This window comes from Nonomuraea sp. NPDC059023 (genome assembly GCF_042740095.1).
Taxonomy (GTDB): domain Bacteria; phylum Actinomycetota; class Actinomycetes; order Streptosporangiales; family Streptosporangiaceae; genus Nonomuraea.
This window is the reverse complement of sequence record NZ_JBHYIO010000069.1, coordinates 1-19,654: the sequence shown is the minus strand read 5'-3', so window position 1 is coordinate 19,654 and position 19,654 is coordinate 1. Positions and strand designations below refer to the sequence as shown.

The following is a 19,654-nucleotide window of genomic DNA, read 5'->3' as shown; positions in this document are numbered from 1 at the left end:
ACTGGGTCGCCAAGGTCGAAGGACAACTCCTACCCTCCCGTCATCGTCGAGGTAGAGCGCGGCGACGAAGAGACGCTTGGAGCGCCTCGACTGGCCCCTGCCATGGCGGGGGCAGGTCGAGTGTTTGGGTGCATGCGGCCAGACCTCGTCGGGACCGCGGGATCCATGGCCATGGCGACGATCAGGGCCGCCTCGGCGAGCACGGCGACCGCCGCCGCAGGAGCCAACGCGTCAGCCGATGCGGTCGCTACCTGCGCGAACGCGTGGCTCGCCGTATCGGTGGTAACCGTCGCATCCAGCGCTTCAGCAATAGCCAGCGCTTCCGGAGCCTCGGCCGCGATGGTGGCTGAAGAGTCGAGGCCGAGCGCCGAGACTGTGGCTGCATCGGGTTCGGCTGCCAATACGGCGGACGCGTCGGTCGCTTGCCCCGTGATCAGCGCGTGTTGAGCTGCGACTGTGATCGCGACGCTCGCGTCGTTGGCGTCGGCACCGGCAGCGGCTGCTTCGGCTGGTGCTGTTCCGCCGCCTGAGGTGGTGGCGGATGCGTCCAGCGCGTGGGCGGTGGCGATGGCTTCAACTGCGGAGCTCAACAGGGAGGTGCTCTGCTGCTCTGCTGTGGCGCCGGCTTGCGCGGAGTCTGCGGCTGGTGCGAGAGACGGTGAAGGGTCGGCTGCTGTCGCCGTCACCGTCGAGGCTCCGGCCGCCGCGAGGACCGCGGTGGCACCTGCCGCATCGGTTCCCAGAGCGGTCGAGCTGGCCGTCTCCGCAGTGAGCGCTAGGGAGGTCGCGGGCGGCTCCGCGGCGATGGCGGTGGTGGCGATGTCTGGCGTGGCGGACACGGAGGCGGATGCATCTTGGCCTTGCCCGCCTCCGGAAGCGACATCTGCGCCGACGGCCACGGCTGTCGAGGCATCGGCAGGAGCCGCGACAGCTTGTGCGACGTCTGCGAGTGCCAGGGTCCCCACGACGGCTGAGGCGTCTTGGGCTGTCGCGGTAGAGGCAGCCGGGTCGCTGCTAACCGTGATGCTTGCCGAAGGTGCTTGGCCATCAGCCGAACCCGCCGCAACGTCGACTAAAGCTGCGACCTGCACGGTCGTGTCGATCGCCGCGGCCGTCGCCGCGGCCACATCAGCCGACGCTGCTACACCTGCTGATGGCGTCTCCGCCTGGCCAACCGCCCCTGCGCCCTCGGCCACGGAGGTAACCGCCGTAGCTGCGGATTCCGCACTACCGGCCGCAGTCGCGGCTTCGGCGTTCGCAGTCGTGCCTGCTGACGCCGCAGGCAGGATCAGCTGCAGTGGAGGTCCGCCCCATAGGATCGGTGGCCCGTCGTCCACCGCAGTCCCGGAGCCGCCGGATAGCGTACGCGCGTTGCCGCTGTAGTCAGACGTCTCCGGCGCCAACAATGGATACCAGGCCACCAAGTCAGTAACGCGGTTCGGCCGGTACTGGCTACCTTCCGACTCTAGATCGGCGAGAGGGACGTTGCCGCTCCACAGCTTGACGTTGCAGACACTTCCGTTGAACCATTCGCCGGTCCACGGGGACTCGCCCAAACGCAGCGTGTTCGCGACAAGAGTGGAGCCTGCTCCTGTGTTCCAGGTGGCTGCGCTGTAGGTGGTGGCGCCAGCTGCCCGCATGCGCCATTCACCTGCGGTGCCATTGCGGATGAGGACGATGTGGTACCAGGTGTCTACGGTGAGGGACTGCTGCGCGCCGAGATCGACGGCCTGGTCGAAAACGCGCATATTGTTGCCCGCCGGCGCCTGCATGCACAACACGCTGCCGGTGCCGTTATCGAGCGAGAAAATAGTCGTCCAAGTGCCCCGGTTGACCCTGACGTTGGCCCAGAGCGAGATCGAGAATTGAGTGATCGATCCCAGGCTCACGCTGGAGGTGTAGTCCTCGCCGTCGGCGTCGAAGCGGACACTCACCCGAGCCTCCTACGTGTCGCTGTAGGAGAGTTCGGCCTCGGTGAGGATCGCATCGCCGGTCATGGTGTCGTTCGCGTGACCGCCCAGCCGCTGCAGGCGAATCCAGGCAACGTCACCCGCAGCAGCGGAGTCCAGGTTACTGATGACGATGTCGTGGCCATGCACCCGCTGCCCCGTGGTACCGAGGTGGGTGTCATCGGTGTCCGTCGCGGTGGCGAAGCTCTTGGTCTCCGGATCTTGCGAGTCGGTGTTCGGGGTGATGCATGCGATGGCCGCCGACCAGCGGACCACACCCGACGAGGCGGTGTCGGCATACCAAGTGATATTGAGCGTGATGTTGCCGCTGCCATAATTGGCCAGGCGCCGCTTGAAATACACCGACTCCGTGCTGGAGGCGTCGAACGCCAGCCCAGACACGGGATAGTTCGTGCCGTTCGCCTTCACCGGCTGAGGAAAGCCCGAGGAGGCGATCTGGGGCTCTTCCGGGCTGAGAGGCAGCTTGACCGTGGCCACTAGTCCTCCTCAGCCCGATGGCGGCCCACCCGCCGCATCAGCACCTCGCAGAACAGATCCGCCTTCTGTGTCGTGGTCGCCAGCGACCGGTACGGCTGGGGAAGGAAACTGTTGAAGCTGGCTTGGTTGTCTTCGATCCACTGGTCGATCGCGGCCACAGCCGCCGCCAGATCCGGCTTGGTAAACGCACACACGCTGCGGTTCTGACGCATCCATTGGGCAGCGACTCGGGCACGGCCCGTGGCGTCGAGAAGAGCCACTTCGCCCCCTTCGGGACATGAAGAAGCCCCGGAAGGCGAGTTCCGGGGCTTGGTTTGCGCGGACTAGCGAGCAGCGTTGGTCAGGTAGGCGATCGCAGCTTCCAAGATCTCGACACGGTCCCTAAACCGCCCTAGTCCTTGGTTGCAGTTGGTGCAGAGAATGCCCCGAACGTTGCCCGTCTTATGGCAGTGATCAACGTGCGGCCGATTGTGCTTGCCCGGCCATTCGGTCGTGCCACAGATCGCACACTTGCCGCTCTGAGCGGTGAAGATCTCGTCGAACTCTTCCGTCGTGATGCCGTAGTGGTAGCGACGGTTAAGGTCTCGCGCTCGATCGCTGTCATAGTTCCTCGCTCGTACGTGCTTGCTCATGCATTCTCGCGAGCAGTACAGAGCGTGCGACCGGACGGAGTCCGGAATCCGACCGCCGCAGTTGCGGCATGGCTGCCGTTTGGCCAGGTTCGCCGCCTTCGTAGCGGCCGTCCTTTTGTCATTCTGGTTCTTGGTCGAACACGCTGCCGAGCAGAACACCGCCTTGGCCTTCTTGGCGTGGTCGACCGGATTGCCGCATTGGCGACAGAGTCGACCACGAAGGGCCGCCTTCGTAGCCGCTTGCCGCGCTGCCGTTCGAGCTGACTCCTTGCAAGCAGGCGAGCAGAACTTGGCTCGCGCGCTTACTCGTCTGGTCATTAGCTCGCCGCAGAATTCGCAAGCCCTGCGTACCGCCTCGGACGGTGGGGTGGAACCTTGCGCGCGGGCCTTCTGATAGTGGCGCGAGCACAGAGTCCTCGCGTACACGGGGCGCGAGCACTCCGCCAAGGAGCATGTTTCCGTCACAATCGGAGCATATTTTACGGCGGCATGATCACAATGTCATACGCCAGATTCCGTTGCTGTGCCAGACGATCGTGAAGGTGCCGTTTACCACACTATTCGCGCCTCCGAAGTAGTTGTAGGAGATTCCCTGGTCGGCCACCGGTGTGGTCAAAGTGTCGTCATAGACCAGGCATCCATAGACGTTCGCCAGGTCGGCCGCCGAGCCCGAGGCAGTGTCTGCTGCATCCCAGAACACGACGTCGGCGGTGCCCACGTTGATGGTCGGGGAGGTGAGAGCGACACCGCCCGACGCCCACTGCCCGGATTCGCTGACCTCGTTGGCAGTAGCCCACTGGCCCACGTTGAAGGCCGAGTTGGCTGCCGTGACGTCGTTGTCCGGGGTGATCGAGTTGTTGTACAGCGCAGCCTTAAAGGTGTCGCTGTCGAGGTCGAATGCGGCGACGTTGAGGACCGCATCGGCCAGGAACTGCCGGAAAATCTTGCTGTTTGTCCAGGCCACAGCCCTCTACTCCTTCTCACCTTGCGCCGTCGGCGCGTACACGGTGCAGTCCTGGCCGTCGTCGCGGGTCGTGACGACCGCCATCACAGGCCGACCTTCCGCGTCCGTCTGAACAAGTTCCTCGCCGACCCAGTCGCCACGCTCCACGGCCTCGACCTTGCAGCGGGTGCCTTCTGGGACTAGCGGGATCATGAGCCCTTTGACGCCGCGGCATGGGTGCATCGGCGTCTTGCCGTCGCGGGTGACCGCTTTGGACGGGCACTTGGGGCAGTCCCAGCGGCGTTCCAGAAGCAGGACTGTCACGCTGGCTCCTTCGTCAGGGCGAGAGCACGGCACACGCCCTCAGCTAGCGACACCCGAGGCTGGTAGATGGACAGGAGCCTCGCCGGATCCCCCACCCGGTAGGCCACGCCCGCCGGAGCGTCTCCGCGCAGCTCGAACGCAGGCTTGTATCCGGCCTCGGCGCACATCAGCTCCGCGAGTTCCCGCATGCTGGTGCCGACGCCAGTGCACAGGTTGACCGGCTCCCGGACGTCGGCGTCGACCACGGCCAGGGCGCCGGCCACGACATCGGAGATGTGGATCCAGTCCCGGACCTGGGTGCCATCGCCCCAGATCGTGAACGGGTTCTCGCGGCGCTCAGCCCGCGAGGCGAACGCGCCGAACGGCCACTGCTCGCCCTGGTCCTCGCCGTATCCGCTGAACGGCCTGACGATATGGACCGCGAGCCCGGCGTGGGCCGCAGCGGCGGCCATGCGCTCGCCCGTGAGTTTGGTCCAGCCGTAGGCAGCGTCGGGCGTGCCGATGTTGTACCGGTCGAACCGGATCATGTCCTCCGTGAGCGGCTTCGCGGCTGCAAAGTCGTCCTGGTAGTCGATCGGATATGCCGCACTGCTCGACAGGTACAGCACGCGCCGCTGGCCGGTGCGTACCGCCCACTCGAACATGGCCGCGTCCAGAGCGAGGTCGAGTGCAAGGTTCATGGGCTGCGAGTCAATGGCCTGCCGATGGGGCGCCGTCGCTGCAGCGTGCACCACCAGGTCATATTGCTCGATGCTCGCGCGGAAGATGTCATGGGCATCGATGCCGCCCGCGTAGTCGTCGATGTCGCACACGCAGACCGACCAGCCGCGACGCAGCAGCTCAGCCTCCATGTGGCGTCCGACGAACCCAGCCGAGCCGGTGACCAGGGCTCTCAACGCACACCCCAGATGCCGAAGCAGTACGGCAGACCCATGTCTCGGAAGTCAGCGGTCCCGTAGAAGTGGAGCCGCCAGCCCGCCGCCTGGAGCATGTCCTCGACGTCCTCCCGCGACCACGCCCAATAGTGCTCAGAGTTGGTGTCATTCCAGGCGTCTACCGGCGTCGACAGCACCAGCATTCGGGCCCGGTCACGGACCTGTCGGAGCACGGCGTCGGGGTCGTCCAGGTGCTCGATCGTCTCGCTGCAGATGAACAGGTCGACGTTGGGCAACTCGTTGATCGTCTGCTCAATCGGGCCGCGGAACTCGTATCCGGGTGCGAAGTCCCCGAAGTGCCTTGTGGCGGCAGGGACCGCCGACAGTATTGTGCCGTTCCCGCACGACAAATCCGCCGCACTGGCCAAGCCGTCGCTGGCCATCCAGCGGGCCACCGCGATGGTCGCGTCCACCCGCAGATGGTGATCCCGCCACCGGCGGTGGTCGTGTGGCGTCCTGTACAGCGCCTTGAGCTCGTCCTCGGTATGGGCCGGACGCAGCCGCTTCCGCGTCATCGCGCCACCGCCACGCACGACTCGCGCACGGCCAGGACCTCGCGTTGCCCATGCTCGGCCATGTACGCCTGGAACGCGGCACGATCGCGCGCGTACATCTCAGGCGCGTTCACCCTCAGGTACCCGTCATCGACCGGAGCCGTTCCAGCGACCGGATGAAGGTGCTCGACCACAACGTCCGGCAGGTAGGTGATACAGCCCGCCGCCTGGCCGAGATGCCGCCAGTAATTGTCCACGTACAGGTGGGTCAAGCATCCCGGCGCCATATGTCCAAGAGCCGCGACCACGCTGGTGCTGATCGCAATCTGCGTGGGGAGGTTGGCGCGCTGCACGAGGTCGTTGCCGTACACGAACCCGGGGCGTTCAGCCAGAACCGCCAGGTAGGCAGCATCCCAGCCGACGCTCCTGGGCCGGTGATCGTCACCCATGAACCCGATCGCTGTCGGACGGAGGTCTTCTTCGAGGTTCGCGTACCCAGCAGCCCGACGGTTGAGCGCGTCCACCATGGACGTGTGATCAGCCACGATGACCGAGCCGAGACCCTGCCGGACAACCTCCTGGTAGTCCTCCGCGGTCGGGTCGTCGGCGTCGACTGCGAACACGGGGCGAGTGTTCAGCGCGCAGGTCGCTTGGAAGGTCCCGGCGAGTTCCAGTGCTGCAGTTGGGCGTCCGCGCGAGGGCACGATGACGACCAAGCCCTCACTCTGAGAGGTCATGCTCCCACCGCCGCAGGAGTTGCTCCTGACGCGCAGGAGCGGCGGTCCTCGACAAGCCGGACTAGCAGCGCCTTGTTCTCGAAGCTGTAGCCAGTGACCTGGTAGACGACCTGGTCGGCGATCGTGATCCGGTCGTCCTCGACCCGTATGAAATGTGAGCAGGTTTGAGCCAGCACAACCAGGCTGATCGCTGACGTCTCGTCGGCTCGATCGACTCGGACGCCGCCAGGAACGTCTGTGAGGACGATATCTCCCCAGTTCATCGCGCCACCTCCGGCGCGAAGGCGTCCTCTCCCACCCAGATCTGCTTGAGGTGGGTGGTCTTGATTCGCGTGTCCACGAACACCGGGAAGCCGCAAGCAGCAGCCCGACCACAGAACGCCAGGTCTTCGCTGATCATCTGGCTCGTGGTCGGGTTCACCATGCGGGAGTACCAGTTCGGCCCGTGCTGCTCGGCAATCTTCGTGAGCACATCGCGGTGGATGACGATGCACGCCGAACCGGTCGCGGCCACCTCGACGAGCTGCTCGCGCGGGTAGTCCAGCCATGCGGTGAAGCCGGAACGGCCATCGCCGACCTGCGCCCACCTGTACAAGGTCGGGCAAGGCCGGGTGCGGTGACCGCCCAGCCCATCGAGTTCATACTCCTGCAGCGCGAAGCACAACGCTCCGACGATCGGACGCTCCACCGGGTGCGCGCTCTCGATCAGCCGGTCGAGGGCGTCCGGGGCGAACCCCATGTCAGTGTCTGTCCAGAACAGCCACTCGCCGCCGCCAGAGAGAAACTCCTGCACCGTCGCGTTGCGCGCGTCCACGATGCCGCCCGTGCCGTACCGCATCCCCAGGTAGCCGCCGCGAAGAACACGCTGCTGACCGGCCAGGTCGTGGCCGAGAAGGCCGACGACGCTCTGATGCCACGAGTAGGCAACCTCATGGCCGTGCACGTAGGCGAGGCAGACGCTGCCGTCCACAACGTGGTGTTCCGCCTCCGGTGCGGCCATGGTGGTGGGCGCGCTCACTTGCCGGGCCGAGGCCGACGCGCAGCGCTCTTCTCGCCGGGCGCCGCCGTCGCACGCTCGACAGGCTGCTCGGCGGCTTCCTCGCGCGGCACGGTCCGGTTCACGAACCGGTCGTCCGCGGTGAACAGGCCCGGATTCGCCTTGACCATCGGGTCGGAGGCGTCCCAGGCGCTGCCGCGAGGGATGTGCAACCGCTGGCCTTGCCAGGTGACGTTGACGGTGTCGGTCGCGATGACGACATCCATGATCTACCTCCTGGAAGGGTGGTGGCGGGTGGTTGAGTTCCCGCCAGCCGACCACCCAGACGGCCGGCGGGAAGTTGGTTGATGTGTTCTTAAGCGTTCTGGAGGAGGCGGAAGCCCAGGTCATTGACCGAGTTGCCGCCGTTGCGGGCCACGGCGAACCAGCCGCGCTGACCGGTTGGGCGGTTCGACGTCACGTCGAACAGGTGCGGGACGAGCTCGACGGTCATGCCAGCCCGGTCGGCGATCAGGTAGTTGCGCCAGTCGCCCACCACGAGGATGTTGCTGGCGCCCGTGGTGCCGGTGAAGTCCGGGAAGTAGCTGGCGAACTCGACCGGACGCTGCCGGATCGTCTCGATCACGCCAGTCAGGTCGACCGTAAGGAACGACAGGTTGTTGCCGTTGCCGAAGCTGGCGATCTCGTTGCCGACGTCGTGGTTCATCACCCAGGTGGCGTTCTGCTTCCACCGGTCCGGCAGGGCACCCCACACCTTGTTGATGTCGACACCGCCGAAGGCGCCATCCGTGGTGACCACTACCTCCACGTTGGTGTTGGCGTCGAGAGCGGTGATGATGCCGCGAGGCTCACCCGAACCGGAGCCGATCGCGAACGCGCGCGCCTGCAGTTCGTCGTAGCCCTCCATCAGGAGACGGGACATCTCCTCCGCGAACCCGGGGTAGTCCATCCCGACTTCGATCGAGTAGGGGATGAAGCCGCGGGCCGTGTTCACAGGCACGGTCGGCTGCGCCAGAGTCGGCGAGTCGTCCGACACGGCGGAGCCCTCAGCGTCGTAAGACCAGGTGACGCCCGCCGAGGAGACACCCTTCCACTCGTCCGTGGTGATCGTGACCTGCCGGGCCAGGCGCCGGAACGGGTTCAGGGAGCCCTGCGCCGTCAGGATGATCGTCGGGTCGATGAGGACGGGAACGCCGTAGCCGCCCGCAGCGTCGGTGCCGCCGGCCATGGCGCGGAACTCGTCGATCGCGCGGGCCTCTTCGTCGGTGAAGGCGGGCTGCGCGTGGTGCATGGCCTTCATGAACGCGCTGCGGTAAGCCTCGGACTCCGAGGCGAGCAGCATGCGCCCGATCTTGCCGCCGTCGGTGTCGTCGTTGCGGGTGCGCAGCAGCTTCTCGACCTTGTCGACTTGGCCGGTGCCCAGGTGACGGACGTTCTCGCGCGCCTCCAGCACCTTCATCGACCTGTCGCGGACTTCTGCCCGCGACAGCGTGCGAAGTTCGGTGCCGTCCCACGGGTCCACGCGGCGCATGTGCTCGGGGGCGCGAGGTGCTCCATCCTCCACACGCGACGTCGACCGGGTACCCAGGTCGCGGACGAAGTCGCGGCGCCTCTGAAGCTCATCCTGAGCGCGCTGCTCCTCCGCCTCAGCCTCGTCGCGCTGCCGCGCAACCTCGGTGTGCTCTGTCTCCAGCTCGCTCCAGCGAGTCTGCTGGTCCTCGTCGAAAGCCGCTTCACCGGCGGCCTCGTGAATGCCGCGCATGTCTGCCTCGATCTCGGCAATGCGCACGCGAAGCTCCTCGATGGTCATGAGGAGGCTCCTTCCATGGTCAGGAACGGGTACAGACGCAGGCGCCGTTGCGCAGGCGTCAGTCCGTCCGAGTGGCGCGTGGCCGGCTCGTCGGCGTCAGGTGCGGCTCCCTCATCCGAAGTGCCGACGGCGGCGGCTTCGACGATGGGAGTGCGGAGTGCTCTGGCGCGCTCCATCAGCTCCTCGACCCGGTGCGGGTCCCGGCTGCGGAGGCGCTCGTAGTAGGCGTCGGTCAGGCATCGAACCCCGGCTGTGGAGTCCGGGTTGGCCGGGAAGGTGACAGGCCCGAACTCGAACAGGCGGACCTCTTTGATCGTCCGCTCGGGGATGCCATCGGGGTTGGACTCAGACCGGCCGGGCTCGTCGTTCCACTCGTCCTTGATGACGCGGAACCGGAAGCTGGAGCCGTACACACCGGCTTCCAGGCCGGGCAGCAGGTCACGGTTGTAGGAGGTGTCGAACAGCGGCACATCCCCGACCGGGGAGTCGTCCTCCTCGCGGAGGTTGTCGATCGGCCCCAGGACCTTGTTGCCGATCTGCATGTCGTAGCCGTGGTCGAACAGCACCTTGATGTTCTGCCGGTTCTCGTTGATCGTCTTCTTGAAGGCGCCACGAACGGTGCGCTCCAGGAAGCGGCCTTCGAAGTAGCTGTCGATCTCATACCAGGCGTCGAATCGCGAGAAGCGGACGACCATCGTCGGCATGCCGCCCTCTTCGGTGGCGCGGATTTCACCTGCGCGCCCTGGCGTCACCGCGCGCACGATGTCGAGCTCGCGCAGGGTTTCCATCATTCGTCCCCTTGATCGTTGTCTGCCTCCGGGGCAGGATCGGCCTCGTCCGGAGTGGGTGCCGCGGTTCCTGGCGCTTGGAGTTGCACGCTGAAGAGTCCGCTGTGCTCCAGGAGGTCCCAGTCCTGCGCGGTCACCGCAGCCACGACCGACTTGGGCTTGTAGCCGGCGTCGTTGAGTTGGCGGATCGTCGATGCTTCGAGGCCCTGAATCTCCGCGATGTCCTTGGCGTCCTCGCGCAGGAATGGCACGTCTCGCGCGTCGTACCAGAGCCGCTTGCCGCGGGGTGCTGGAATGATCTGCTGGAGGCTGCCCGCGATGTTCCTCCAGAGTGGGTGCATGGTCCCGTCCGCGAACCTTCTCCGAGCCTGCCCGTAGTTCCCTGCGTTGAGGGAGCTCCCTTGCAGTCCTTCGCTGAAGCCCACCACCGTGACAGGCACACCAGCCGCGGCGGCCAGGCGTGTCTCGCCGCGGCCTTGAACGGCGGTGAAGGACATCTGCTGGAAGTCCGCCCCCACCACCGTCACATCGGCGCCGCCACCTAGGAACAAGGTCTTGTAGGCGTTCTCAGCGCTTCGGTGTTCGAGGTTGAAGCTCTCCTTGAAGCGCTTGAACATGTCAAAATCCACCGCGGCGTTCAGACGGACGACCATGTTCGGGGTCGCGCCATTCTGGAAGAACGCCGTCTGATGGCGACCCATCATCTTGTCGTTGATGATCTCCCGGATCACCGGGGTCAGCCACGACATGCCGCGGTAGGTGGCCAGCGGATCCGGCTCCGCAGCGAAGTGGCATACCTCCTCCGGCAGGAGGGCCACGACCTTGCTCTCGTCGCCCAACTGGCCGCCCTCGGCGTACAGGTAGCCCACCCGCCGGTAGCCCAGCGTGCCGCCCGCGAAGGTCCGCGGTTCCAGCACGATCCGCACCCAATCCGGTCGGAGCAGAACCACCTCATCGTCGGCCCGCACGGCGTAGGCGTTGCCCGCAAGGTCGCGGTTGAGGAGCATCCGAACGAGCAAGTCCTGTGTGGTGCCGCCCGCCCATGGACGGTCCAGAAGCGCCAAACCGCGGCCGGAGCCAAGACGGCCAGGCCGGTCTCCCGTCATCTCCTGGAAGGCGAAGCGAATCGACGAGAAGACCGCCATTCGGACCGCGAGAAGTGCGAAGACGGGCCCGTTCGCCGCATACGCCTGCTGTGCATAGCCGACCAGGTCCGTGCCGGCGGTCTCCACTGGTTGACCAGCCAACGTCTGCTGGACCGGGTAAGCGAACCCAGAGCCGTACGCGTACGACTGAAGCGCGCTGATGTACTCCTCAAGGGTCATCGAAGAGCGCGCCGGACTCCGGCTCCCACGCGCATCAGCGATCCGCTCCAACAGGCCCAAGGTCAGCGCCTCAAGTCCTTGCGAGCCTCAACCCAGCCGACCTTCACCGCAGTCGCAGTCCACGCCATCGCGAACCAGGCACCGGAGAAAATCTTCGCGACACACCAGCCGAGACCGAACAGCACACCAGCCAGAACCGTCAGCATCGTGCGGCCAAACCGGACATGCCTCGCCTCAGCGGTGATCCGGTCAAGCGGGACTGTCAACGCCACGTGATCCTCCTACGCGTAGACCGCGAACGGCATGACCGGCGGCGCTTCCTCGATGTGGCCCTTCGTGGCGAAACCCCAGAGCGCGTGCGTCGCGGCTACCAGCGGGCAAATGTCCACAGCAGCGGCCTTGCTGTCCCACGCCTTGCTATCTCCGAGCTTCCTGGTCGCTGCGCCAGCCACCGCCACGTCCAGCGCAGGGTGCGGCAGATAGCGGAGTGTGGGTTCACCCTGCTCCGGCATGACCGCGTCCATGAACTGGCCCCAGCCGTGGCCTACCTGCTGCATCGTCGGTTTCGTGATCTCCAGCCGTCCCGGCTTGCCGTCCGGCAGATCGACGTCAACCGCGTCCAGATCCGCGATCAACGACCCCGCCGGGCTGCCTGCATCGACCACCCACGCGCACGGGCGCCACCGCTCCTCCAACTGCTTGGCGCGAGCCGCCACCCACTGAGTGCCAGGACGGTAGTCCACAACCTCCACGTGGTACAGGCCGTCCGCGCGCCGCCCCACAGTGGCTATGGCGGCCGAACTCCGGTCCGGGCTGACGTGGATCCCGAACGCCACCCTGCCGACTGCCTCAGACCCGTGGTGGATCACTTCGCCGGCCGCGTCGCGAACCTCATCGTCGGCCAGAGCCCGCCATGTCGGCTCGGGGATGACCTCCCACTGAGTCTCTTCGCTCAGCGGCCAGTTACCTACACCCAGCCGCTCGCGCAGATACCCCTTCACACCCATCGAGGCCCGCTCGCGCATCACGTGCTCCAGCGAGATCCTGATGCCCAGCGCGGGGTTGGCCTTGGCCACGCTCTCCGGGGCGTCCGGGTTGTCGTGATCGGTGCAAGTGACCATCCCGTCGCCGTCGCGAGCGCATTCCTTCGTGTGCGGATCGATCGACCACTCCGCGTAGAACAAGCTCGGGTCGTCGCCCTTGATACCCCGCTGACGCACCCTGGCCAACTGCTCACACGGAGCGATCGCCTTGTCCGCCGCGCTGGAGCCGTACCAGAGCTGCGGATTGTCGCGGGCCGACATAGTCGGCATCAGGGCGTCCACCGAGGTCTCCGCCAGGTTGAACGCCTCGTCCATGATGTTCACGTCGCCCGAGAAGCCGCGGCCCGAGCCCGTACTCCTGGCCACAAACCTCAGGCGCCGGCCGTCGAGAAGCTCGATGCCCTCGTCGCCATGGCTCGTCCGGATGCGCTTGACCCGCTTACGGAACGCGTCGGTGTTGTCCACCAGCGCCTTCATGCGCAGGAACATCTCGGTCGCGGTCTTGAACTCGTGCGCGCTGTAGAGAATCAGCTTCTCGCCGAACAGGAACAACCCCGCGAGACACCTGGCCTCGAAGATGCCGCCCTTGCCGTTTTGACGGGACACGACGATGCCGCACTCGAACGCCGCCCACCGGCCGTCCGCCCGCTCCCCCAGCCCGTTGATCAGGCAGTACTTCTGCCACGGGTCCAGCACCAGCCCCGCCTGAGCTGCCAGGTCGATCGCTTCCTGACCGGCCGAAGAGACGTACTCCGGGATCAGGCCGATGCGCGGCGTCTGGACCCCGAGGAGAGTCACGCGCCCTGCCGGCGGGCCTCGCGCCGCTTCTGCAGCTCGTCCAGCGGATCATTCGCCGCTTCGGGCTTCGCCATCTTCGCCAGCTCGGTGAGCGTCGCGCGCAATTGAGCGTGGAGCATGCTCGCAGCCGCTGGCCTGATGTCCGGCTCGCTTAACCGGTTCGCGAGGTCCAGGGCGCTGGCAGCGAGAGCGCTTCTCGCATCGATGGCCCACCGCTTCAAGTCTTCCTCGACCGCAGCCACGAGCGGCTGCGAGGGTCCACTACTCTGAGTCATCACATCCCCCTCACGCACCGTTACCTAGGGGCGGGTCACATGGGGTGACGATCTTGGGGTGATTACTTTTTGTAGCGGGGAGAGAAAACGGCGATCGGGCGCGGATCTCCCACTTGATCTTCATGTTGCGTGATGGGGGTGCCCCCTACCCCATCTGACCTGCGCTAACGTTCTGATGTCCCGTTCTGTCCGACTTCACGTAACGTAGTGAATGTGATCGCAGCTACGTTGCGTAATCATCGTGGTGATAGCGCTAAGTCACCACTGACGGGAGGGTCTGGGTGGTGGGGTGTACTGGGGGTGATGGGGGTGGGCGTTGCCACCCTTGGGGATACCACCCCTGACCTGCACTCTGGTCCCGTTGTTCGTCTGGTTGTACCAGCGTGCGGCTACGGCTCGGGCTGTGGCTGGTCGTTCGGCTGCGATGCGCTGCATGACCACGTCTCTGCCTGGGTCGATGGTGACGATCTCTGCACCGTGTTCGGCGTAGATGGCCAGCCACTCGGGCTTGGGCATGGAGTGGATGACGTAGACGTCGACCTTGTCCGTATGCCGTAGCGCCTCGCGGATGGCTGCGGTACGGGCTCGGTAGGCGACCTGGCGTACCGCCTCGGGGTGCCCGTGGGTTTCGCCCTGGCGTGGCCCCGATAGAGCCCCTGCGAGGAGGTCGTAGTCCACGACCACGTCCCCTGGTTTTGCTCTCCCCCGGACCCATGTTGACTTGCCCCCTGCTGGTGGGCCGGTCACCACGTACAGCACCCTGATCTCCGAGGGGACTGGGGATTATCCGAAGTCTTCGAGAAGCTGATCGAGTGGATCCCGCTTCGAATCCGCCTTCAGCCACTCTGGCAGCTGGGCGTACGTCTGGTGCTGCGCGTTGTAGACGTCGTCGGCGTCGTCGACGCACAGGTCGATCCAGTCGCCCGGCTTCATGTCCTGCCCGGCGAACCGTCCGCGCTCGCGGGCGATGAACGCAGTCTGGGCGCGCTTGCCGCAACTAGGGCGGATGCAATCGTGGACCTCGTCATGAACGCGATGGTCGATCATCTGCGCCTCGTTCATCGTTCCATTGTCGCAGTCTTGAGACTCCGGTCAGAGGCAGATCGCGAGGATGTGCGCTTCACCAGGCACGGGATGAGCGAGGGGCGGGGGGTAGTTCCTTGTCCCCCTTGGATTGATTGCAGGCCCGGTTGCAGACGGGGCAGCGGTACCAGGTGCCGTGTGCCCGGCGCAGGAATCTGGGGTCGCACGGGTCGAGCCCGAGGAGTTCCAGTCTGGCGAGCGGTGGGTCGTGGTCTGCTTCGTTCGCGCCGCCTGAGTGGCCGCAGATCCAGCACACGTCCGGGGCTTCGAGCATCAGGGTGGCGCGGGCCTTGCGCCAGCGGTAGCCGGTACGTCCGTGGCTGCGGGGCATGGCGCGTTCCGAATCGTGATGGCGGCTGTGTCTGCTGGGTCTGGTACACGCCTGTGAGAGGTAGGACGATGCCCGCGTGAAGGGTCTCTTGGCTGTAGCCGCCGTATTGGTGGCTGTCGGCGCGGTGGCGGTCGTGTCTGTTCTCGTTCTCTCACCGGGCACCACGGCTGTTCCGTCCTCGGCGCCGGTTCCGGTCTCGTCGCTTTCAGCGGAGCCGGTGGTGGTGAAGGGGAACCTAGTCGTGCGGACTACGTTCGACACGGTGGAGATCAGCGAGAATCTGCGGTGCACCGGTATCGGCACGTACGCCGACGTGGTTGAGGGTGCTCAGGTTGTGGTGTCAGATGCAACTGGCCGCACGATCGGTGTTGGCCGACTTCAGTTCGGGCTACTCGCAGAGGCCGGCTGTACGTTCCCGTTCGAGGTTGCAGGGGTCCCGGGCGACGAGCCGTTCTACGGGGTTCAGATCGCCAATCGAGGGCGACTGCAGTACACGGCGGCGCAGATGAGCGCTCCGATTGAGATGATCATCGGAGACTAGGCGCCGCGGTCTTCGTACTCCTTTGGTGCCACGTTTCTGCAGGTGGCACTTATGCGACCTGCGGAAACGTGGCACTGATGAGCTCCGCACGGAATGTGGGGCTCCACGGTCACGGGGGCGATCCGCGGAGCCCGGCGCGCTCTCGGGGAAGGAAGCGCGCGTCTTCGGGAATCTAGAGGTGTCTAGGCTGCCTGGTGCTGGGCGCGGTGGGCGTCTCTCAGTTCGGGCGTTGCGGGGGGCGTCTCGCCTCTGTGCAGGTGGCTCTCGATCGTGGCCAGGTCTGCGAGGTCGTAGTAGACGGGGCGCTCGCCAAGGATGCCGGGGACGCGCAGCTTGCGGGCGTTGTAGCGTTTCGGCCAGTCGCGGATGGACGACCAGGGGCGTCGGAGGATCACGGACGCCTGCTTGAGTGTGACTGGGTCGGCCCGCATGTTTGCCCCCTGACATGCAAAAACGCCCTGGCCACTAGTTGGGCTCAGGGCGCAAAATGCCACTCTGATTACGTAGTGTCGCAGCAGGTCAGGGCATGGTCAAGTTGGGCGCGCGGTGGATTGTGTCACGTGTCGCTGACAGTTTCGGTCTCGGGAATCGTGACGTGGCGGCGACATCCGGGGCAGACGCCCTGAGAGCCCACTACGTCAACGCCGTCGTGCCCGCACTCGCACACCCAGTACATGCGGACGCCGCCGACGCTGTCGGCGGACACCGCCTCGACCCAGGAGGCGTGGATGATGCGGGCTCGCGGCCGGACAGGTGGTGAGATCAGGCTCACGGCTTCCACTCCGCCTTGTAGTCGGCGTCGTAGGAGTACGGCAGGGCGAGCAGGCGAACGACGAGGCAGGGCGGCCCCGGATATTCCACCCACCAGTCGTTGGCGTAGATCATCGTCCCGGGTGCCGAGTCGCCACCAGCGCGCACATGTTCAACACACGCGTGGTCACGAGCATGCAGGTCAAGCATGCGCCGCTTAGCCTCGACCTCACGGAGTACGCGGGCCGGGTCGTGGCGTGCGATGTGCGCCGCATCCTCGAAATACTTCGTCTGCGCCACTGGCCCGTCCTCGCACGACACCCAGATGGACGGTCTCTCAGACTTCCGCCATACGTCCGCGCTGGCATCGCGCGCCGCCTGCTCGTCTTCGTCGAGCCGCGCTCTGAGGAAGGTGATCAGGTCATCCATCGCAAGTCCTCCGCTATCGCCATCTGCTCTGCGGTCACAACCGAGTAGTGGGCATCCGACCACGATGTGGTGGGCGTGGCGGCGAAGCTGGCCACACGGTCGTGCTCTATCAGGACGATGACGTGTTCTCGGCTGCCGCCGTTCGGTCGTACGTCACGGCAGCCATTGCAGTAGCCATCGTTTTCTGTGGATTGGCGTACGCACTGATCGAAGCGGGTTTCGCAGCGACAGCGCAGCTCTGGCGGGTAGCCGAGCACCTCGGAGATCATCTCCCGCATCGCGGACACTTCCCCGCAGTTGACGCAGCGGTCCGGGGCAGGCAACGGTTCGATGATCATGCTTCTGGCACCTTCAGGGTCTGCGGGCACAGGTTCTGGCGGCCACTCGACGCCTGGTAAAGCTCCGCCGTTCCAGCTGCTCTTCGACTTCACGATGCCTCCAGTCTCAGCCATTCGCGGACGGTCAGGTCTTGGTCTTCGGGTTCGATCTCTACGGGGAGTACGTCCGGCACCCACAGAATGACACCGTCCTGGCGTCGGTAGAGAGTGCCGAGATTTGGAGGGGATACGATCACTCGGCCTCGTTCCAGAGCCGGAGGAAAGCGCAGGTCAGAAGGAGGATTTTCGCCCGCGGGAAGGCTTACATTCTACCGGTTGCCACGTCGTCAGGGCAGCACGTGCTTCGTCTCGCTGTCGGACAATCCCCAGCATGATGCACATCAGGACCACCGACACCAGGGTCGAACCAGTGAGGGTCGGCCAACCCTCACGGGCAAGCATCCGGTAGACGAAGCCCGCCATCTCAACCGGGATCAACCCCTTGAGGACGAGCGCCGCCGGGCTGGATGACGGGTCGGTGTACACGCGCCAGATACGGCTGATCACGATGCGGCTTCCAGCTCGACGCCCTGGTCATGACGCTGCTGCCGCTCGGTCGCGTCAGACAGGATGGTGGAGCAGGCTCCGCACTGCCAGTAGCCCTCCCGGTGGCGGACCACACGGCCCAGCTCGGAGCAGCCAGGACGCGGGCAGCGGATCGGAGACCGCGTCCCCACAGGGTCCTCTTTGAGCTTCGCCCGGAGGACGACCTCCCAGTTGAGGACGCCCCTTCCAAATGCGACGTACTCCTCGCGGCGGAGCATGCCTTCAAGTTGTCCTGACAACCAGGCGATACGGCGAGAACGCGGCGAGGCTCCGCGGTGAAGGCGGTCCGTGCGGGGATCGAATCCCCACGTGTCCCGCCATTCGTCCTCTGCGTCGGCGAGGAAGCCGTACAGCGCGTCGAGCAGCTCGGCGATAGAGGAGGGCGTTGCAGATCCCCGCGTGCCGGACACGCGCCCCTCGGGAAGGCTGCCGCGGTGACCGTCGGAGAGGGCAGCGAGTTCCGCGGCGAGGTAGTCCAGGTCTGCCAGGGCAACCTTGATGAGCGACTTGGCCTTTGAGCAGAACAGCGGATCGCCGAGACACGGGGTGATGGTCGGCTCTTCGGGTTCGGCCGGCGGGTCGCCGTCTTCCCCGGCTGCGACCCAGGCGTCTACGGCGTCGGCGTGGTCCATGATGGCCTGCTCGTGGGCGGCCCAGGCTTTGCGGTAGGTGGTGGAGCAGGGACCGTTGCAGGTGTCTGGGTGTATGGGCACGCTGTCCTCCCCCGTTGGGCGTACGCTGGTGCGTGTTGAGGGGGGTCTGTTGGGGCCCAAGGGGTGAGTGGGGGCGGTCTTCTGGCGGAGGCCGCCCTTCCCTTTTGGGGCTAGCGTAGTGCCGCGTTTGTGCTGGTCGTATTCTCCGTGCGTGGAGTTGACGCACGTACGGCTGGACGAATGGCCTCACGATGGAGGGCCTGGCGGCTGGGTGGTACCGATCGATGACCGGTTGTCGCACTGGACGGTCACCGCGGTCCACGCCGTCTACGAGGCTCCCGACGGCATTCATCGCGGCCGGGATCCGTGGGGCAACCCGATCGCGTCCGAGACCCTGCGCGCCTACCTGGTGGATTTGGACGGCGGCTCCGACGTGATGCGCCTACCTCACCTGGAACGGGTGCTGCTGCACCGAATCCCTCGGAAGCCCCACTGGTGGATCAAGCAGGTGGATGACGTCTACCTGGAGGGGATTGAGAAGTACAAGGTCACTCGATGAGGGCGTGGGACTACAGACGGTCTGTCCCCAAAGTCCACAAGGGCCGATATCCGGGCTGGGTTCGGTAGGTGGCGGCGATCAATCGAACCGTGGGACACGGCCACGTGAAGACCTCGTTTGGCAACGTCTCGGTGGCGCATTGACGACACACGCCCATGCCGGACGGTGCATGCTCGTTGAGGATAGCCAGGTGGGCTCTCTGGTCGGCTCCCGTGATCGTGCTGCTGAGCTCCATCTGCCGGAGCAGCCAGGACATCATGCTTGCTGGCACGTCACCACCGATCGCCTCTGGAGCCATTGCGGCATGCTCATTGAGGCAGTGGCGGCAGTGAGGACAATGAGGGTGTCCGCTATCCCGGCAATCTCCTTGCGGATTCCAGCGGCACAGCTCGCAACGCGCGCAGCTGCTTCGAGGCTGGTACCAGGAGGTACGGTCCCGATGCTGGTTCGACGTCCCAGTCTCGATGCGGCGCTCCCAGACGACACGGCACTCGGGGCAGGTCCACGTCTCCGGGCTCGCCTCGGTGGGGTCCGCCATCGGGACGCAGAAGTGGCCGACGCTCATTGCGTTACGTCTCCTCCAGTAGGTCGCCTTGTCCTGGACAGTCTCCTCCCGGCCGTACCCGGGACAGCCGTAGACGGCGGCGCCGGGTGATGCCGAGACGCTCCCGGCAGTCCGGGCCGATCCCGTAGGCGAGGGACACAGGGTCGGCCAGTTTGTGGCGGCAGCAGCGGCAACGTCCAGTTGTGGGCGTCTCCCCCACAACTGCAGGGTCGAGGTCGAGGAGAGTCACCAGAGCCTCTTGACGTAGGTGCCTTCTCCGTTGACGGGCCAGT

30 protein-coding genes are annotated in these 19,654 nt (G+C 65.8%); 2 read left to right on the top strand and 28 right to left on the bottom strand.

The window, feature by feature from the left end; all coding sequences use genetic code 11:
- Positions 1 to 29: 29 nt before the first annotated feature.
- The 21 genes from ACFWYW_RS55855 to ACFWYW_RS55755 all read right to left on the bottom strand — a co-directional run bounded on the left by ACFWYW_RS55855 (position 30) and on the right by ACFWYW_RS55755 (position 14,962).
- Positions 30 to 1,934 carry a LamG-like jellyroll fold domain-containing protein gene (locus ACFWYW_RS55855; protein WP_379626013.1) on the bottom strand — a complete coding sequence of 635 codons (1,905 nt, stop codon included), beginning with the start codon at positions 1,932 to 1,934 and terminating at the stop codon, positions 30 to 32.
- A gap of 9 nt (positions 1,935 to 1,943) precedes the next feature.
- Positions 1,944 to 2,447, bottom strand: coding sequence for a hypothetical protein (locus ACFWYW_RS55850; protein ID WP_379626015.1), 504 nt, complete (start codon positions 2,445 to 2,447; stop codon positions 1,944 to 1,946).
- Entirely contained in the window at positions 2,447 to 2,707 is a 261-nt protein-coding gene (locus ACFWYW_RS55845) for a hypothetical protein (protein WP_379626017.1), read from the bottom strand. The genes ACFWYW_RS55850 and ACFWYW_RS55845 overlap by 1 nt, the downstream gene beginning before the upstream one ends.
- A gap of 63 nt (positions 2,708 to 2,770) precedes the next feature.
- Positions 2,771 to 3,079, bottom strand: a complete 309-nt coding sequence (locus ACFWYW_RS55840; protein WP_379626019.1) for an endonuclease VII domain-containing protein — start codon at positions 3,077 to 3,079, stop codon at positions 2,771 to 2,773.
- 493 nt (positions 3,080 to 3,572) lie between these two features.
- Positions 3,573 to 4,043, bottom strand: coding sequence for a hypothetical protein (locus tag ACFWYW_RS55835; RefSeq protein ID WP_379626021.1), 471 nt, complete (start codon positions 4,041 to 4,043; stop codon positions 3,573 to 3,575).
- A 6-nt stretch (positions 4,044 to 4,049) separates the two neighbouring features.
- The gene (locus tag ACFWYW_RS55830) at positions 4,050 to 4,346 is read right to left on the bottom strand and encodes a hypothetical protein (RefSeq protein WP_379626023.1); all 297 of its coding nucleotides are present in this window, start codon (positions 4,344 to 4,346) and stop codon (positions 4,050 to 4,052) included.
- Positions 4,343 to 5,242, bottom strand: a complete 900-nt coding sequence (locus ACFWYW_RS55825; RefSeq protein ID WP_379626025.1) for an NAD-dependent epimerase/dehydratase family protein — start codon at positions 5,240 to 5,242, stop codon at positions 4,343 to 4,345. The genes ACFWYW_RS55830 and ACFWYW_RS55825 overlap by 4 nt, the downstream gene beginning before the upstream one ends.
- Positions 5,239 to 5,796: a hypothetical protein gene (locus ACFWYW_RS55820; protein WP_379626027.1), complete on the bottom strand. Its 558-nt coding sequence runs from the start codon at positions 5,794 to 5,796 to the stop codon at positions 5,239 to 5,241. Before ACFWYW_RS55820 ends, ACFWYW_RS55825 begins: the two co-directional genes overlap by 4 nt.
- The gene (locus ACFWYW_RS55815) at positions 5,793 to 6,491 is read right to left on the bottom strand and encodes a hypothetical protein (protein ID WP_379626030.1); all 699 of its coding nucleotides are present in this window, start codon (positions 6,489 to 6,491) and stop codon (positions 5,793 to 5,795) included. Before ACFWYW_RS55815 ends, ACFWYW_RS55820 begins: the two co-directional genes overlap by 4 nt.
- 17 nt (positions 6,492 to 6,508) lie before the next feature.
- On the bottom strand, positions 6,509 to 6,775 hold the full coding sequence (locus ACFWYW_RS55810; protein ID WP_379626032.1) for a hypothetical protein: 267 nt from the start codon (positions 6,773 to 6,775) through the stop codon (positions 6,509 to 6,511).
- Positions 6,772 to 7,512: a hypothetical protein gene (locus ACFWYW_RS55805; RefSeq protein ID WP_379626034.1), complete on the bottom strand. Its 741-nt coding sequence runs from the start codon at positions 7,510 to 7,512 to the stop codon at positions 6,772 to 6,774. The genes ACFWYW_RS55810 and ACFWYW_RS55805 overlap by 4 nt, the downstream gene beginning before the upstream one ends.
- A 14-nt stretch (positions 7,513 to 7,526) precedes the next feature.
- A complete protein-coding gene (locus tag ACFWYW_RS55800; RefSeq protein ID WP_379626036.1) occupies positions 7,527 to 7,775 on the bottom strand; it encodes a hypothetical protein in 249 nt (82 codons plus the stop codon).
- 89 nt (positions 7,776 to 7,864) lie between these two features.
- Entirely contained in the window at positions 7,865 to 9,319 is a 1,455-nt protein-coding gene (locus tag ACFWYW_RS55795; protein WP_379626038.1) for a phage major capsid protein, read from the bottom strand.
- Complete coding sequence (locus ACFWYW_RS55790) at positions 9,316 to 10,110, bottom strand: HK97 family phage prohead protease (RefSeq protein WP_379626040.1); 795 nt, start codon at positions 10,108 to 10,110, stop codon at positions 9,316 to 9,318. The genes ACFWYW_RS55795 and ACFWYW_RS55790 overlap by 4 nt, the downstream gene beginning before the upstream one ends.
- Positions 10,107 to 11,432: a phage portal protein gene (locus ACFWYW_RS55785; RefSeq protein ID WP_379626042.1), complete on the bottom strand. Its 1,326-nt coding sequence runs from the start codon at positions 11,430 to 11,432 to the stop codon at positions 10,107 to 10,109. Before ACFWYW_RS55785 ends, ACFWYW_RS55790 begins: the two co-directional genes overlap by 4 nt.
- A gap of 62 nt (positions 11,433 to 11,494) precedes the next feature.
- Complete coding sequence (locus ACFWYW_RS55780) at positions 11,495 to 11,704, bottom strand: hypothetical protein (protein WP_379626044.1); 210 nt, start codon at positions 11,702 to 11,704, stop codon at positions 11,495 to 11,497.
- Between the two features lie 9 nt (positions 11,705 to 11,713).
- A complete protein-coding gene (locus ACFWYW_RS55775) occupies positions 11,714 to 13,273 on the bottom strand; it encodes a hypothetical protein (RefSeq protein WP_379626046.1) in 1,560 nt (519 codons plus the stop codon).
- The gene (locus tag ACFWYW_RS55770; RefSeq protein ID WP_379626048.1) at positions 13,270 to 13,515 is read right to left on the bottom strand and encodes a hypothetical protein; all 246 of its coding nucleotides are present in this window, start codon (positions 13,513 to 13,515) and stop codon (positions 13,270 to 13,272) included. Before ACFWYW_RS55770 ends, ACFWYW_RS55775 begins: the two co-directional genes overlap by 4 nt.
- 291 nt (positions 13,516 to 13,806) lie before the next feature.
- The gene (locus ACFWYW_RS55765; protein WP_379626050.1) at positions 13,807 to 14,226 is read right to left on the bottom strand and encodes a hypothetical protein; all 420 of its coding nucleotides are present in this window, start codon (positions 14,224 to 14,226) and stop codon (positions 13,807 to 13,809) included.
- Between the two features lie 105 nt (positions 14,227 to 14,331).
- Positions 14,332 to 14,610, bottom strand: a complete 279-nt coding sequence (locus ACFWYW_RS55760) for a hypothetical protein (protein ID WP_379626052.1) — start codon at positions 14,608 to 14,610, stop codon at positions 14,332 to 14,334.
- A gap of 58 nt (positions 14,611 to 14,668) precedes the next feature.
- Positions 14,669 to 14,962: a hypothetical protein gene (locus ACFWYW_RS55755; RefSeq protein ID WP_379626054.1), complete on the bottom strand. Its 294-nt coding sequence runs from the start codon at positions 14,960 to 14,962 to the stop codon at positions 14,669 to 14,671.
- A gap of 76 nt (positions 14,963 to 15,038) precedes the next feature.
- Between ACFWYW_RS55755 and ACFWYW_RS55750 the strand changes: the two genes are divergently transcribed.
- Positions 15,039 to 15,503, top strand: a complete 465-nt coding sequence (locus ACFWYW_RS55750; protein WP_379626056.1) for a hypothetical protein — start codon at positions 15,039 to 15,041, stop codon at positions 15,501 to 15,503.
- A gap of 182 nt (positions 15,504 to 15,685) precedes the next feature.
- Here ACFWYW_RS55750 and ACFWYW_RS55745 read toward each other — a convergent pair whose 3' ends face one another.
- From ACFWYW_RS55745 to ACFWYW_RS55720, 6 genes are all read right to left on the bottom strand, one after another.
- Positions 15,686 to 15,898 carry a hypothetical protein gene (locus ACFWYW_RS55745; RefSeq protein WP_379626058.1) on the bottom strand — a complete coding sequence of 71 codons (213 nt, stop codon included), beginning with the start codon at positions 15,896 to 15,898 and terminating at the stop codon, positions 15,686 to 15,688.
- A 161-nt stretch (positions 15,899 to 16,059) separates the two neighbouring features.
- Complete coding sequence (locus ACFWYW_RS55740; protein WP_379626060.1) at positions 16,060 to 16,275, bottom strand: hypothetical protein; 216 nt, start codon at positions 16,273 to 16,275, stop codon at positions 16,060 to 16,062.
- Positions 16,272 to 16,682: a DUF6221 family protein gene (locus ACFWYW_RS55735; protein ID WP_379626062.1), complete on the bottom strand. Its 411-nt coding sequence runs from the start codon at positions 16,680 to 16,682 to the stop codon at positions 16,272 to 16,274. The genes ACFWYW_RS55740 and ACFWYW_RS55735 overlap by 4 nt, the downstream gene beginning before the upstream one ends.
- Positions 16,670 to 17,020, bottom strand: a complete 351-nt coding sequence (locus ACFWYW_RS55730; protein WP_379626064.1) for a hypothetical protein — start codon at positions 17,018 to 17,020, stop codon at positions 16,670 to 16,672. Before ACFWYW_RS55730 ends, ACFWYW_RS55735 begins: the two co-directional genes overlap by 13 nt.
- Positions 17,021 to 17,290: 270 nt before the next feature.
- Complete coding sequence (locus ACFWYW_RS55725; protein WP_379626066.1) at positions 17,291 to 17,566, bottom strand: hypothetical protein; 276 nt, start codon at positions 17,564 to 17,566, stop codon at positions 17,291 to 17,293.
- Entirely contained in the window at positions 17,563 to 18,237 is a 675-nt protein-coding gene (locus ACFWYW_RS55720) for a hypothetical protein (protein WP_379626068.1), read from the bottom strand. The genes ACFWYW_RS55725 and ACFWYW_RS55720 overlap by 4 nt, the downstream gene beginning before the upstream one ends.
- Positions 18,238 to 18,469: 232 nt before the next feature.
- On the opposite strand from ACFWYW_RS55720, the gene ACFWYW_RS55715 reads away from it, so the two are divergent.
- Complete coding sequence (locus tag ACFWYW_RS55715) at positions 18,470 to 18,817, top strand: hypothetical protein (protein WP_379626070.1); 348 nt, start codon at positions 18,470 to 18,472, stop codon at positions 18,815 to 18,817.
- Positions 18,818 to 19,386: 569 nt separating this feature from the next.
- Here ACFWYW_RS55715 and ACFWYW_RS55710 read toward each other — a convergent pair.
- Complete coding sequence (locus tag ACFWYW_RS55710) at positions 19,387 to 19,581, bottom strand: DUF6011 domain-containing protein (protein WP_379641400.1); 195 nt, start codon at positions 19,579 to 19,581, stop codon at positions 19,387 to 19,389.
- Positions 19,582 to 19,654: the final 73 nt, after the last annotated feature.

Bases quoted from the DNA above. Each gene is read 5' to 3' on its own strand.
- ACFWYW_RS55840 (WP_379626019.1), bottom strand. From the start codon at position 3,079: ATGAGCAAGCACGTACGAGCGAGGAACTATGACAGCGATCGAGCGCGA.
- ACFWYW_RS55820 (WP_379626027.1), bottom strand. From the start codon at position 5,796: ATGACGCGGAAGCGGCTGCGTCCGGCCCATACCGAGGACGAGCTCAAG.
- ACFWYW_RS55810 (WP_379626032.1), bottom strand. From the start codon at position 6,775: ATGAACTGGGGAGATATCGTCCTCACAGACGTTCCTGGCGGCGTCCGA.
- ACFWYW_RS55805 (WP_379626034.1), bottom strand. From the start codon at position 7,512: ATGGCCGCACCGGAGGCGGAACACCACGTTGTGGACGGCAGCGTCTGC.
- ACFWYW_RS55800 (WP_379626036.1), bottom strand. From the start codon at position 7,775: ATGGATGTCGTCATCGCGACCGACACCGTCAACGTCACCTGGCAAGGC.
- ACFWYW_RS55795 (WP_379626038.1), bottom strand. From the start codon at position 9,319: ATGACCATCGAGGAGCTTCGCGTGCGCATTGCCGAGATCGAGGCAGAC.
- ACFWYW_RS55790 (WP_379626040.1), bottom strand. From the start codon at position 10,110: ATGATGGAAACCCTGCGCGAGCTCGACATCGTGCGCGCGGTGACGCCA.
- ACFWYW_RS55785 (WP_379626042.1), bottom strand. From the start codon at position 11,432: ATGACCCTTGAGGAGTACATCAGCGCGCTTCAGTCGTACGCGTACGGC.
- ACFWYW_RS55760 (WP_379626052.1), bottom strand. From the start codon at position 14,610: ATGAACGAGGCGCAGATGATCGACCATCGCGTTCATGACGAGGTCCAC.
- ACFWYW_RS55755 (WP_379626054.1), bottom strand. From the start codon at position 14,962: ATGCCCCGCAGCCACGGACGTACCGGCTACCGCTGGCGCAAGGCCCGC.
- ACFWYW_RS55735 (WP_379626062.1), bottom strand. From the start codon at position 16,682: ATGGATGACCTGATCACCTTCCTCAGAGCGCGGCTCGACGAAGACGAG.
- ACFWYW_RS55730 (WP_379626064.1), bottom strand. From the start codon at position 17,020: ATGATCATCGAACCGTTGCCTGCCCCGGACCGCTGCGTCAACTGCGGG.
- ACFWYW_RS55720 (WP_379626068.1), bottom strand. From the start codon at position 18,237: ATGGACCACGCCGACGCCGTAGACGCCTGGGTCGCAGCCGGGGAAGAC.